The 12,122-nt window shown below is 41.9% G+C and carries 15 protein-coding genes; 9 read left to right on the forward strand and 6 right to left on the reverse strand.

Annotated elements, in window-relative coordinates:
• The first annotated feature begins 85 nt into the window (after nucleotides 1-85).
• From MCUP_RS06595 to MCUP_RS06610, 4 genes are read left to right on the forward strand one after another with little or no spacing between them, the layout of a single operon-like run.
• Nucleotides 86-895 (forward strand): S-methyl-5'-thioadenosine phosphorylase, encoded by an 810-nt coding sequence (locus MCUP_RS06595; protein WP_013738008.1) that lies wholly within the window; start codon nucleotides 86-88, stop codon nucleotides 893-895.
• On the forward strand, nucleotides 862-1,635 hold the full coding sequence (locus MCUP_RS06600) for a hypothetical protein (RefSeq protein WP_237697974.1): 774 nt from the start codon (nucleotides 862-864) through the stop codon (nucleotides 1,633-1,635). Before MCUP_RS06595 ends, MCUP_RS06600 begins: the two co-directional genes overlap by 34 nt.
• Before the next feature lie 9 nt (nucleotides 1,636-1,644).
• Entirely contained in the window at nucleotides 1,645-2,493 is an 849-nt protein-coding gene (gene gdS-2, locus MCUP_RS06605) for a hexaprenyl pyrophosphate synthase (RefSeq protein ID WP_013738010.1), read from the forward strand.
• A gap of 22 nt (nucleotides 2,494-2,515) precedes the next feature.
• The gene (locus MCUP_RS06610) at nucleotides 2,516-3,406 is read left to right on the forward strand and encodes an ATP-grasp domain-containing protein (protein WP_013738011.1); all 891 of its coding nucleotides are present in this window, start codon (nucleotides 2,516-2,518) and stop codon (nucleotides 3,404-3,406) included.
• A gap of 206 nt (nucleotides 3,407-3,612) precedes the next feature.
• Here the strand turns inward: MCUP_RS06610 and MCUP_RS06615 are convergent, their stop codons facing one another.
• The 4 genes from MCUP_RS06615 to MCUP_RS06630 all read right to left on the reverse strand — a co-directional run bounded on the left by MCUP_RS06615 (nucleotide 3,613) and on the right by MCUP_RS06630 (nucleotide 7,062).
• Nucleotides 3,613-4,149 (reverse strand): SAM-dependent methyltransferase, encoded by a 537-nt coding sequence (locus tag MCUP_RS06615; protein ID WP_013738012.1) that lies wholly within the window; start codon nucleotides 4,147-4,149, stop codon nucleotides 3,613-3,615.
• A complete protein-coding gene (locus tag MCUP_RS06620; protein WP_148230915.1) occupies nucleotides 4,146-4,886 on the reverse strand; it encodes a cobalt-precorrin-4/precorrin-4 C(11)-methyltransferase in 741 nt (246 codons plus the stop codon). The genes MCUP_RS06615 and MCUP_RS06620 overlap by 4 nt, the downstream gene beginning before the upstream one ends.
• Nucleotides 4,883-5,695 carry a slipin family protein gene (locus MCUP_RS06625; protein ID WP_013738014.1) on the reverse strand — a complete coding sequence of 271 codons (813 nt, stop codon included), beginning with the start codon at nucleotides 5,693-5,695 and terminating at the stop codon, nucleotides 4,883-4,885. Before MCUP_RS06625 ends, MCUP_RS06620 begins: the two co-directional genes overlap by 4 nt.
• A gap of 74 nt (nucleotides 5,696-5,769) precedes the next feature.
• On the reverse strand, nucleotides 5,770-7,062 hold the full coding sequence (locus MCUP_RS06630; RefSeq protein ID WP_013738015.1) for a thermopsin family protease: 1,293 nt from the start codon (nucleotides 7,060-7,062) through the stop codon (nucleotides 5,770-5,772).
• 39 nt (nucleotides 7,063-7,101) lie between these two features.
• Between MCUP_RS06630 and MCUP_RS06635 the strand changes: the two genes are divergently transcribed.
• From MCUP_RS06635 to MCUP_RS06645, 3 genes are read left to right on the forward strand one after another with little or no spacing between them, the layout of a single operon-like run.
• Nucleotides 7,102-7,467, forward strand: a complete 366-nt coding sequence (locus MCUP_RS06635) for an NfeD family protein (protein WP_013738016.1) — start codon at nucleotides 7,102-7,104, stop codon at nucleotides 7,465-7,467.
• Nucleotides 7,451-7,723: a hypothetical protein gene (locus tag MCUP_RS06640; RefSeq protein ID WP_013738017.1), complete on the forward strand. Its 273-nt coding sequence runs from the start codon at nucleotides 7,451-7,453 to the stop codon at nucleotides 7,721-7,723. Before MCUP_RS06635 ends, MCUP_RS06640 begins: the two co-directional genes overlap by 17 nt.
• 2 nt (nucleotides 7,724-7,725) lie before the next feature.
• Entirely contained in the window at nucleotides 7,726-8,532 is an 807-nt protein-coding gene (locus tag MCUP_RS06645) for a gamma-glutamylcyclotransferase family protein (RefSeq protein ID WP_013738018.1), read from the forward strand.
• A 41-nt stretch (nucleotides 8,533-8,573) separates the two neighbouring features.
• Here MCUP_RS06645 and MCUP_RS06650 read toward each other — a convergent pair whose 3' ends face one another.
• Entirely contained in the window at nucleotides 8,574-8,867 is a 294-nt protein-coding gene (locus MCUP_RS06650) for a 4a-hydroxytetrahydrobiopterin dehydratase (RefSeq protein ID WP_013738019.1), read from the reverse strand.
• A gap of 484 nt (nucleotides 8,868-9,351) precedes the next feature.
• Here MCUP_RS06650 and MCUP_RS06655 point away from each other — a divergent pair, with 484 nt between their 5' ends.
• Complete coding sequence (locus MCUP_RS06655; RefSeq protein ID WP_013738020.1) at nucleotides 9,352-10,533, forward strand: Cdc6/Cdc18 family protein; 1,182 nt, start codon at nucleotides 9,352-9,354, stop codon at nucleotides 10,531-10,533.
• Nucleotides 10,499-10,831: a DUF6788 family protein gene (locus MCUP_RS06660; RefSeq protein ID WP_013738021.1), complete on the forward strand. Its 333-nt coding sequence runs from the start codon at nucleotides 10,499-10,501 to the stop codon at nucleotides 10,829-10,831. Before MCUP_RS06655 ends, MCUP_RS06660 begins: the two co-directional genes overlap by 35 nt.
• Here the strand turns inward: MCUP_RS06660 and MCUP_RS06665 are convergent.
• Entirely contained in the window at nucleotides 10,828-12,060 is a 1,233-nt protein-coding gene (locus MCUP_RS06665) for an NADP-dependent isocitrate dehydrogenase (protein ID WP_013738022.1), read from the reverse strand. The genes MCUP_RS06660 and MCUP_RS06665 overlap by 4 nt on opposite strands.
• Nucleotides 12,061-12,122 lie beyond the last annotated feature (62 nt).

A 12,122-nucleotide genomic window follows, 5' to 3' on the forward strand; every position in this document is an offset into this window, starting at 1 on the left:
CTAAAATTTTTTCAATAAACCCATTGACATAACTGCACAGTAACGCCATATCACTTTTAAAAAGATACCTTCATTGATATCAGGCATGAGCGGAAAAGAAAAGGCCTCGATTGGGGTAATTGGCGGATCCGGTCTATACGATCCTGAGATATTCTCAAACACCAAGGAGATTAAAGTGTACACTCCTTATGGAGAGCCTAGCGACCTCATTACCCTTGGTACCCTTGAAGGTAAGCAGGTAGCTTTCATCCCTAGACACGGGAGGAAGCATAGAATACCTCCCCATAAAATAAACTACAGGGCGAACGTTTGGGCCCTTAAAGAACTAGGAGTGAAGTGGGTAATATCAGTGTCTGCAGTAGGTAGTTTAAACCTAAAGTACAAGCCTGGAGACTTCGTGATACCTGATCAGTTCATCGATATGACTAAAGGGAGACAATATACATTCTACGATGGTCCGGTAGTAGCACACGTTTCTATGGCTGAACCCTTCTGCAACTCGTTGAGAAAGGTAATAATTCAAAGTTCTAAGAAGCTAAACATCACAGCCCACGAGAAGGGTACTTACATTTGCATAGAAGGGCCTAGATTCTCGACCAGATCTGAAAGCGTTGTGTGGAAAGATGTATTTAAGGCAGACGTAATAGGGATGACGTTAGTACCTGAGGTTAACTTAGCCTGTGAGGCTGAGATGTGCTATTCCACGATAGCAATGATTACAGATTATGACGTGTTTGCAGACATTCCAGTCACTGCTGAGGAAGTGACAAAGGTGATGGCTGAGAACACTGAGAAGGCCAAGGCCCTTTTAAGGGAAACTATTAAGTCCTTGCCCGATGCACCAGACGAGAGAGAGTGTTCATGTTGCCACTCCCTGAAGACGGCTTTGATATAATAAAGAAGATCAAGCTGACTAATTTTGAACTACCTAAGTTCTCCACAATAGTTTACGGTTACAGGATGGACCTTCCAGCTTACACCTTGCTTAGAGGTAAGACAGCCCTTTCTGGCGAAATAGTTAAGATCCTTAACGTCTATGACTTCCTCTACCTTGATGTTCCGTACTCAGATAACGCATATACTGTCTTTTTACTAAATGAGGATGACGAGATAAGAGATATAGACAATGTGGTCGTACCTCTCAACGCGAAAGGAGTTCTAATAACTTGTCGTGAAGTGAGCTCTCGACTTAAGAAAATAGTAGTAAGCGGGGAAACGTGTGAGCTTAACGCCTCGTTGTCAATAATATCTTGGTTGACTTCCATTTACACCTCACCTAGATCGAAGAGGCTTCAAGAAGAGATAGATCTCTCAGACGTTAAAGATTGGTTACAGGAGAAAATCAAGCAAATTGATATCGATTTAGACCTCCTCATCTCCCCCACTCTTTCGCCATCTCTTCCAATCCTTAGGATGAACCTAGGTAAAAAAGTAAAAACGTTTTACGAAAATGACTTTTCTGACTCAAACGTAATATACACAGGGGTTGATTTCATGGTTGGCAGGAAATTAGCTCACTCTCTCAGAAGTAAGAACATGAAAGTTAAGGAGGTTCAGATAGATACTGACCCTTTAACGGCTCCTATATATTTAAGTATTATGTCTTACATTCTAAAGGATAGAACTAGAGGATGATGATGGCATTTGGACCTAATGGAATTCTGGTTTAGGAGCAGGGTGATAATTGACGAACTTGTAGAGAAGTTCCTAAAGGAGACAAGGGAGTGGGAGGTTATGGAGATGTCTAAGTACATCATGAGGGATGGAAAGAGATTCAGAGGTACGCTAATGTTCCTTTTTAATGGTGCCTTAGGAGGAGAAGAGAAGAACGCGTATCCTGGAGCTCTAGCTACAGAAATACTGCACTCAGCATCCCTTGCCTTAGACGATATTGTAGATTATGACGAATTGAGGCGAGGTATGAAGGCAGCCTGGGCAGTATACACCAACCGAAAAGTGATTTTTGTGTCAAATTACCTAATTCCCACCGCACTAAACATTATTTCAGGATATGGAGAGAAAGCATTAAAAATAAGCGTAGATCTCTGGAAAGACACAGCAGTGGGAGCTCTTAAGGACATGTACGGCAAAGATGACGATTACGTTAGAACAGTTGAGTTAAAGACGGCCTCTCTTTTCAAGCTCCCCGCGATGTTAGCCTCATTCTCTTCTGGAAAGATAGAGCTCCTTGACACTTTAATGGAGATCGGAAAGAACTTAGGGATAATATATCAGATCGTAGACGATTATGTAGACTGTGTGACTCAAGATAAAGACAATCTGGTTGGAAGCGCTAAGCAACTGTTCTCTCTTACAACAGGCAGATACGAATCCTACGTTAGGTTAAAGTACAACGAGTATAAGGAACGTTACATTCAGCTTGTGAGATCGCTACCAATCGATGGGGAGTATGTGGATCAACTGTTGGCTTTGCCAGACTTCCTTGCCTTCGGTCTGATCGGAGAATCGGGAATAAAGAATAAAATATTTTAAAATAACGCTAACCTGAGATAACTTGACAAAGATAGCAGTAGTTCACGAGTCACCTAAGGTAACTGAAGCTTCGAAGCAACTTCTTCTCGAGATTAAGAACAGAGGACACACGGCCTACTATATCAGGGTATCCAGGATAAATTCACTAGATGAGGAAGGAGAGAAGATAAGTTACGCTGGGAAAACCCTTGAGATAGACGGTGCGCTTCTGCGCAATTTAGGGTTTCTAACAACGATAGAACAAATGCTAAGGAGAGTGGACGTATTAAGGGAGATAGAAAACGCCGGAGTCACTGTAATGAACAATGTAGATTCGATGCTGCTGGCCAGGGATAAATATTCAAGTATAATAAAACTACAAAGATCTGGAATCCCAGTTCCTAACACGGCTCTTCTGGAGGACCCGTTCGAGGTAATGAGGTTAACAGAGAAGTGGAAGGATGTTGTAATAAAGCCGTTAGTAGGTAGCTTAGGATTAGGATCCGTTAGAGTTAGCGATCCTGATATCGCCTTCAGGGTAGCTAAGTCTATACTTTCAGTCAATCAGCCAGTCTACATCCAAAAATACGTGAAGAAACCTAACAGAGACATTAGGGCTTTCGTAATAGGAGAGAGACTATTAGGTAGTTTTTATAGAATTTCGCAAGAAAATTGGAAGACAAACGTAGCTCAGGGAGCCTTAGTTCAATCGATAGCGTCGGCTGACCTAAAAGAAATAGAGGAGATAAGCGTTAAGGCAACTAAGGCCTTAGGGCTGGATTACTCAGGTGTAGATATAGTGGAGGATCTAGACGACGGATATAAGGTTCTAGAAGTAAACGCCGCCCCCTTGTGGAAGGGATTTGAAACCGCTACCTCCTTGAACCCATCTAAATATATTGTCGACCTTTTACTTGAGAAGATCAGGAAATGAGGATAAGCAAAACCGTCTGAGATATGATGTGGAGCTCTCGCCCTGATCCTCTATGTTTTAGATCATCGTTACGCTCGAGTTATAGCTAATTGTCTATAGAGGCTAATTGCAAACCCTTTTATTGATAAGGGAGAAGAGGTTTATCAAAGGTGAAAGAGATGATATATGTTAGATATTATAGGCCCATCATAGAGCTCGATGAGTACCTAACCGTTTCGGCTCTGGGCTGATCTCTTTATAGATACAGTGAAGTAACCGTTTCCACACTTTATAGGAGCCTCGGTTTCTCCCTTCATGAAAACGAAAGTGTCAGCTTTATAGGATCCATCTAAGTTACCTGGAGAGATGAGGACTTTCTCATCTCCTAGACCAATAGGAATCTTGTGAAGGGCGGAGCACCACGAGAAGGAACTGATCCCTGGCACCACTTCTGCGACACTAACGTGTTCAGATAGCCTATAAAGAGAGCTGTAAAACGCTGGATCGCCCAACGTGACGTAGGCAACTTCCCTATACGAGGAGATGGAATCTGCCAGCTTTCTGTATTCTGATCTATCTCTCCTCACTGGCAGATTGAATTCTATAACCTCCTTCCCGCCTAAATACGGCTTAACGGCGTTATACGTCAACTTCAATGAGGATACAGGAACCACTATAGCGTCAACTTTTCGTATCATTTTTAATGCCTTTAGAGTTATTAATTCAGGATCACCTGGGCCTATCCCTATGCCATAAAGGTTCATTGAGATCCCCTATATGAATGAACGAAGTTCGGGGAATATAGGTTGCTCCTTTTCCCAGAGTACCTCAAACATTCGCTTACGAAGATTAAAGCTGTTTTAGTTATCTTATTTTCCCTGACCATCTTTTCTAGATCCTTAAGCTCTCCCCTCAAAATAAGTTGATCGTGCCAACCGGCTCGGTAAACCACAGCCACTGGAAAGTCTGCAGGAAAGGTCTTTAACAGTTCGCTCTGAATTAAGCTGACTAGGTGAATGGAAAGAAAAATAATTATTGTTGAGTCTCTGTTAACTAAAATTTCCTTCTTGTAGTCCGTCCTGTAAGGCAGCCTAGTAATGATTATTGACTGGGGACCACCGGGACACGTCAATTCTATCCCCAGAAGAGACGCGGAGAGCTGGAACGAACTTATCCCGGGTATTACCTCCGTCTCTATTCCTTCCTTACCTAAGAGAAACATCTCTTCGCTTATCGCACCGTAAATCGACGGATCACCATCGTGAATAACGCATACTTCCATTCCCTCCTCAACTTCGGTCTTAATTTTGCTTACTATTTCCTCCATGGTCATAGAAGAGGTATCAAATGCTCTCTTACCCTCAATAAGTTTCCTAATCTCATCACCTATCAAGGATCCTGTAAAAAATATTGAGTTACATTGGTTCAACCTTTTCAATGCCTTAACAGTAAGCAGTTCCGGATCTCCGGGACCTACTCCCATGATAGTTACTTTTTTCAACTTCCCTCCTTCTTAGCTGAGCCCTCGGTTTTTTTAAGCCTGTTTGCAAGTGCCATAGAAGTTGCTAAAGTGGGGTAAATTCCCTTACCTGCAGGGACAACTACCACTAATCCTCCTCTTTGAGATATATCGGAGAGCGTCTCAAGGAACCTTATTTGAATTGCCATCGGATTGTTCTGATACGATTTTGATGCCTCTGCTAAGATCGTTGCGGCCTGTCTCTCTCCTTCACTCAGTATCACCTTAGCTCTTCTAAGCCTCTCAGCCTCCGCCTGCTTAGCTATCGCAGTTAACAGATCGGGGGAGAGTTTAATATCCCTTACAGTTACCGCGGTCACCTTAACCCCCCAGGCCTCTGTGTAAGAATCTAGGATCTCCTGCAATCTCTTGTTTATCTCCTCTCTCTTGCTTAACACCTCATCTAGTTCCATTTGTCCTATTATGTCTCTTAACGAGGTTTGAGATATGTTCAAGACCGCCATATTATAGTTAGCAACCATCGATACGGCTTTCATCGGATCTACTACCTTATAGTAAACCACGGCATCTATAGACACGGTCACATTATCCCTAGTTATTGTGGTTTGTGGAGGTATGTCTACCGTTCTCACCCTAAGGTCTACAACCAAAGGCTTGTCAACGAAGGGAATGAGAAAAATTATCCCAGGCCCCTTCATTGCCAATATCCTGCCTAGTCTAAGAACTACCGCCCTCTCCCATTCCCTCACTACCCTAAATGATAACGCTACGAAGATCAGAATGATAATAAGCAGGAAGACTAAACCGACTACGTCTGCAATTAAAGACATATGATATAAATGTTTTCTGAAGTTAAAAACATGGATTCGTGGTTTTGGTAATAAAAATTCTTTATTATTTAACATTAGCTATGTGATAACTTCCTCAAAGTTAACGCTGATATTAATATACCCGCCACCAACCCTAGTATAACCTCTAGAGTTAGATAGTCAACTGAAGTTTTCGACTGATACTTAACGTGATTAAAGTCTGAACTCAATGCTTTTTTAAAATTGTATGTCTTAAGGAAATTAATTAGGTTGTCAAAAGCCGTTGTAGTCGAACCTATCAAACGATTTAACTGGGGAGATGAGAGAGCGTAAGATTGAGAAAGCGAATAGTTGCCCGGGAAATAGACCTGGTAGAATGGCTCAGTCACGTTCTTGAAGACGACCTCTCCGCTAGCGTTAGTTACTCCCTGATATAGTGGAGTTAGAGAGAGGCCCTTAATCACCCTTATTTCCACTACTTGGTTAGAGAACGTATAATTCCCATAATAAAGCTTGACTTTTACCATATCGTTAATTTGTGTTACGTTAATTTTAGGAGGGATGGGCCACAGTACTGACGGTGAGTTAACTCCCCGGTTTATGTTAGCTGACGGGAGGGTTATGTTGCTTAAGTCTGGGGAGGTTGCAATCCCATAAGCAGACTCCGCAGTGTCTAACCCAACTGAAAGCGCTGAGGGAACTACAGCTAATTTACCGTCGTCAAGATAATAGAGCTCCTCCCTTCCCTGAGCGGTCATGTCAACCGAGCTACCTCCTCCTGGGCCTCCCCATACTATCTCCAGGTCATTAGGTAGTCCATTAGCTGAAAGTCCCCCTAACTTGAAGAGACCACTAAAAGGTAGATCTAGGTAAACGTTTCTTTCCCCATTAACTGAATATCCGAACTGTAGACTTCTCGATGAGTTGAGGAAAAGGGAGAGCGAAACTGGAAGAGAGACGTTGAATCTAGGTCCTTGATAACAATATACTCCTAATCCTTGAAAGATAGTTGAATTCTGGATCAAGGTAGTGAATGGCCCTGTCAAGTTCCAAAAGTTGACAACCATGATCACCTCAAACGTTTTGTCGCTAAGTTCATGGAATAACATAACGTTCTGTACCCAATAAGTACCGTTTAACATAACGTTGAGTTGAAGAGAAGCGTTGCCGTACTGAAAGAGTTGACCGGAAATGAAAGACCTACCTATGCTTAAAGAGGTTAAATTAACTACGCCTTCAACGAAAGGGGTGTAGGTTACAGAAAACAACGGAAAGTAAGTTACGCCAACGGGGAACGAGATCCCTACCTGGTAGGAATAGGCGTATTGAATCGAACTAGCTGCAAGTGAAAGCAACATGAAGATAATGCCAAGTGAAAGAAAGTTCATGAATATGTTTTATAATATCGGTTGACAATAAAAATTTTCGTGGCACACGGTTATGTAATTCCTGTAATAATCATACTGATCTTGATAATAGCTCTCATAGTAACTGGTTACATATACGACCCTCTAGTTGTTATTCCGTCAGTGGCCATTATTGGATTCCTAGCATATAGGATGTTTTACGTAATAGCCAAGACAAGGAAAAGGAACATCTATACTTACAAAGGGAAGATAGGTAAGGCCATAGATGACATACCAAGGGGGAAGATAGGTTACGTAGTACTGGAAGGAGAGTATTGGGAGGCATTGGCTCTAGATGATATAAGAAAAGGGGACACAGTGAAGGTGGAGGACATGAGGGATTTAAAACTTATAGTTAAGAGGAATATTGATGAAACTATCGTTTGAAACGCTAGAGAGACTTCAAGCGTCAGGTAGGTATAAGCTCCTATCTAACGATAACTACTATCTCATTTACTATCCTCCGTCATTAAGTGAGGCTGGAGGTGAGGAATCTGAGATAATAAGGACAGTTGAAATAAAGTTAAGGAAAGTGTCAGACGGATATGAGGTCATTGGCGGGCTAATAAAGGAAAACGGAGAAACAATAAGGGAAATAAGCTCATCTGAGCTAGAACTTTGGTTACAATTCATGGAGGGATAGGGATGTACATTTTCGTATATGGGAGTCTGAGGTACGGCTTCGAGTTACATCACTACCTAAAGAGATCTAGATTCGTAGGTTTGGGCTATGCGGAAAACTACGAGATGTATGACCTTGGCGGTTACCCTGGGGTGGTAAAGGGAGAGGGAAGAGTTTGGGGAGAAGTTTACGAGATAGACGCAACTACTCTAGGCCTTCTAGATCAGGTAGAGGATTACAAGAATCAAGAAGATGACCTTTACGTCAGGGAGATGACATCGGTTTACTTCGATGAGAAGAGGCAATTCAAGCTGGATGGCGTTTACATTTACAGGTATAACCAGCTGATTAAGGACAGGGAACAGATCCCTTCTGGAGATTACCCTAGGTGGGTTGGAATGCCAGTAATATTGAACCTATTCGCATACGCTGAAAACACTAATTACGAGGTTCTTACCAGTAGAGGAGTAAAGGAGATATTGAGAGAAGTTAACACAATTTTACCTGGATACAAGATGGTCTTCAATGTACCCTGCAAGTACGGTACGTGCGCTAACCTTGAGAAGGATCAGAACGGCAAGGTATGCGGTTATACATACACTTTACTGGAGGACTACCTAAACACTCTAGACAAGGCAGAAGGGCACCTGATAAGATACGTAAGGAGGACTGTAAAGGTAATGGACGAGCAGAAAAGGGAGTACTTTGCGCTAACTTACGTCTCAGATCAAACTGAAGGAAACTCTCAGCCAACTGAGGAGTACAAAAATATCATCCTGAGAGGGTTGAACAGGAGATGGAAGGGAGGCTGTATAAGTACTGGCCTATAAAGATCATGTGAACTCCTTGGACCACCTGTTTAACTCCCCGGTTAATATTCAAACAGTTTAGCAAGCTCGTCTAACTTTTTGGCTAGCTTCACATCAAGGTCCGTGACCCCACCTTCATCATGAGTTGTTAAGGTTACTCTAACTTTGTTGTAGAATATACACACGTCTGGGTGATGATCTAGCGAGTCAGCTACCGGCTGTACCATAGTTAAGAACTTTACTGAATTCGAAAAGTCTTTAAAGAGGAAATCCTTAACTAACGTATCGTTTTCAAACTTCCAACCCTTCAACTCATTCAATGAGCTCTCTATATCTTTTAGATTTAACTTAACCATGCCATACCGTTTACATTCCTCAACTATATTTGTTAGCATAAACAGTTGTACAGTATAGATGCAATGTTTCTACTTACGTCATTCCCTAAATAATCCTTTTTGTATTAATAAACGATCACTAGTTAAATTAAAGTAAATAGGTAATACTTACGCTCTAAGTATTAACAAAGCGATTAACTGTCTGTGCGGTTAAACAGCGTTTTTAGTAACCTAAAACTTACGCTAGCAGACGTATAGTTTGTATATTGACTAGAAAAGAAGACTCATTTGAAAGACTCGTTACGGAAGAAACTCTGTTTCTTCACACACACTGTCTGCCCTTACTTGACAAGGTATTAGGGAATTTAGGTACAAGAAACGCTGCTTTTATACTGTAAAGGCTTGCTCTTCCCTTGAGGGAGGTATTAACGCGATCGTTAGTGATGAAGATAATACTAAAGAAATGGATGAAACTAAATTTAACCTCAGAAACGAGTGAAACGATGTGATCAGAGAAGCGTTAAGGGGGGGAAAGGGTGAGGTAATAAAGAACCCTAAGGTGTTCATCGACCCACTCTCGGTGTTCACTGACATCCCCTTCAGAGAGGACATAATTCGCGAATCGGCCATAGCGGTTAGATATTTCGTTAAGAATGACGTTAAGTTCTCGAATCTCTTCTTGGGTTTAACTGGAACTGGAAAGACATTCGTTGTGAAATACATTTACAACGAAATAGAGGAAGTTAAGAAGGAGGATCAGGAATACAGTGGCGTTAAACAAGTATATTTGAACTCAAGAGAAGTGGGTGGAACACCTCAGGCCGTTCTATCTGTCATAGCAGAGAAGTTAACTAACAGTCTAGTCCCAAGACATGGGGTAAACTTGGGAGAATATATAGATAAAATTAAAAGTGTGCTAAGAGGCAAGAAGGCCATAATTTACCTTGACGAGGTCGATACCTTAGTTAAGAGAAGGGGAGGAGATATAGTTCTCTATCAGCTTCTAAGGGCAGATGCCGACGTCTCAGTTATCATGATCAGTAACGATATAAACGTGAGGGATTACATGGAACCTAGGGTATTATCTTCGCTAGGCCCTTCGGTTATATTTAAGCCCTACGACGCTATCCAATTAAAGGAAATACTCGCAAAGTACGCCGAATATGGGCTTATTGATAACACGTACAACGACGAGATACTATCGTACATCGCGGCGATCTCAGCTAGAGAGCATGGAGACGCAAGGAAGGCAGTGAACCTCTTGTTTAGGGCCGCTCAACTAGCATCTGGCATAGGGTTCATAAAGAAGGAACACGTTGACAAGGCTATAGTTGAATACGAACAGGAAAGGTTATTTGAGGCAGTGAAATCTTTACCTTTCCACTATAAGCTAGCATTAAGGGCTATAGTGACCAGTGACGATGTAGTAACGGCCCATAAGGTCTACTCTAAGTATTGTGATAAGCTGAAGCAAAAGCCACTCTCCTATAGAAGATTCTCAGACATAGTGTCAGAGCTTGATATGTTTGGTATTGTGAAAATAAAGATAATGAATAGGGGGAGAGCAGGGGGGATTAGAAAATACGTAGAGGTTCATGACAAGGAAAGGATTATGAAAGTGATTGAGGAGAACTTAACGGAGGAGATGGGATATGAGTACGACGAGAGATCTATGGAAGAGAGTTAAGGACGTAGAGGACAGACTATCTGAAATTGAGGAGAGAAGAAACATACTGGAAAAGGAGTTGGAATCTTTACCTTCAGGACACGTCGAATCTAAAACGATAAACGGTAAGAAATACTATTATCTAAGGTATTGGGAAGAAGGTAAACTAAAGAGTAAGTATCTAGGTAAAGAAGTTGAAAAAATTAAGAAACAAGTTGAGAAGGCTCTAGAGATCAAAAGGCAACTCTCCATCATCAAAGATGAGGAGAGGAGGTTAAGGAAAACCTTAGAAAGGATTTCTTTAGCGCTTCAGGACTAAAGCGTATCTATGATGTTTACTAATTCGTTGGTGAACTCTGAAGTACTTAACGCTTTTACCCCCATAAACCTAGCAAGGTCTTGTGTAACTCTCTTTGATGACACGGCAGTCAGTATGGCCTTTTCTATCAGTTCTGCAGCTTCATCCCATCCCATAAACCTCAACATCAGTTCTCCACCTTTTATTATCCCCGTCGGATTAGCTGTGTTTTTCCCAGCGTACTTCGGAGCTGTTCCATGTATTGCCTCGAACATACCTCCAGAATCTCCTATATTAGCTCCTCCTAACATTCCGATATTTCCTATTAGAGCTCCCGCTGCGTCAGATATGTAGTCTCCGTTTAGATTGGGAGCTAATATAACGTCGTATTCGTCAGGCCTAGTAATAATCTGCTGAAACATGTTGTCAGCTATCCTGTCGTTCACTATCAGCTTTCCCTCTGGAGCTCTACCTCCATACTGAGTGTTTACCTCTTCTTCTGTAACTATTTTATCTCTGAACTCGGTCTTTGTTAACTCATAGGCCCAATCTCTGAAGGCACCCTCAGTATATTTTAACACGTTTCCCTTGTGCATTATCGTGACCTTCTTCCTGTTGTGCTGAATCGCGTAATTGATTGCCATCCTCGTAATCCTCTCGGTCTTAAATTTACTAATTACCTTGATTCCTATTCCAGTATCGTCTTCGACCTTTATCCCGAGTTCATCCTTCAGGAAATTCCTAATCTTTTTCGCCTCTTCACTATCGTAAGTGTACTCGATACCTCGGTAGAGATCATCGGTGTTCTCCCTGAAGATAATCATGTCGACCTTGTTTGGCTCCTTCAGGGGAGACTCCAAACCATCTATGTATTTAACTGGCCTTATGTTAGCGTAAAGATCTAACATTAACCTTATTGCAACGTTTACTGATTTCCATCCTTTACCAATCGGGGTCTCGAGTGGACCCTTTAGCACAACCCTGTAGTTCATTAGCATCTCCTGAGTCTCCTTAGGGAACCTATCTCCCACCTTGACGAAGGCCTTCTCCCCAGCCAGAACCTCAACCCACTTTATCTCCCTTTTAGAACCGTATGCCCTCTGCACTGCCTTATCCAGAACCTTCCTAGCTGCAGTTACTATCTCTGGACCTATTCCATCTCCTTCAATGTAAAGGATAACAGGATTACGTGGGACTATCCACTTTCCGTTTTCAAATTTCACTTTTTCTCCATCTGATACTTGGTTCATATGGGTCTTCTATTTCATTTAACTATTAAATTTTCGGAAGGATCTTTAACCCCCCGGTTAAT

Source organism: Metallosphaera cuprina Ar-4 (assembly GCF_000204925.1).
Taxonomy (GTDB): Archaea; Thermoproteota; Thermoprotei_A; order Sulfolobales; family Sulfolobaceae; genus Metallosphaera; species Metallosphaera cuprina.

What these genes read in the sequence shown, in the direction of transcription:
- MCUP_RS06650 (WP_013738019.1), bottom strand. Translation starts at nt 8,867, where the DNA reads ATGGTTAAGTTAAATCTAAAAGATATAGAGAGCTCATTGAATGAGTTG.
- MCUP_RS06600 (WP_237697974.1), top strand. Translation starts at nt 862, where the DNA reads ATGTTGCCACTCCCTGAAGACGGCTTTGATATAATAAAGAAGATCAAG.
- MCUP_RS06645 (WP_013738018.1), top strand. Translation starts at nt 7,726, where the DNA reads ATGTACATTTTCGTATATGGGAGTCTGAGGTACGGCTTCGAGTTACAT.
- MCUP_RS06630 (WP_013738015.1), bottom strand. Translation starts at nt 7,062, where the DNA reads ATGAACTTTCTTTCACTTGGCATTATCTTCATGTTGCTTTCACTTGCA.
- MCUP_RS06660 (WP_013738021.1), top strand. Translation starts at nt 10,499, where the DNA reads ATGAGTACGACGAGAGATCTATGGAAGAGAGTTAAGGACGTAGAGGAC.
- MCUP_RS06640 (WP_013738017.1), top strand. Translation starts at nt 7,451, where the DNA reads ATGAAACTATCGTTTGAAACGCTAGAGAGACTTCAAGCGTCAGGTAGG.
- MCUP_RS06625 (WP_013738014.1), bottom strand. Translation starts at nt 5,695, where the DNA reads ATGTCTTTAATTGCAGACGTAGTCGGTTTAGTCTTCCTGCTTATTATC.
- MCUP_RS06615 (WP_013738012.1), bottom strand. Translation starts at nt 4,149, where the DNA reads ATGAACCTTTATGGCATAGGGATAGGCCCAGGTGATCCTGAATTAATA.
- MCUP_RS06595 (WP_013738008.1), top strand. Translation starts at nt 86, where the DNA reads ATGAGCGGAAAAGAAAAGGCCTCGATTGGGGTAATTGGCGGATCCGGT.
- MCUP_RS06665 (WP_013738022.1), bottom strand. Translation starts at nt 12,060, where the DNA reads ATGAACCAAGTATCAGATGGAGAAAAAGTGAAATTTGAAAACGGAAAG.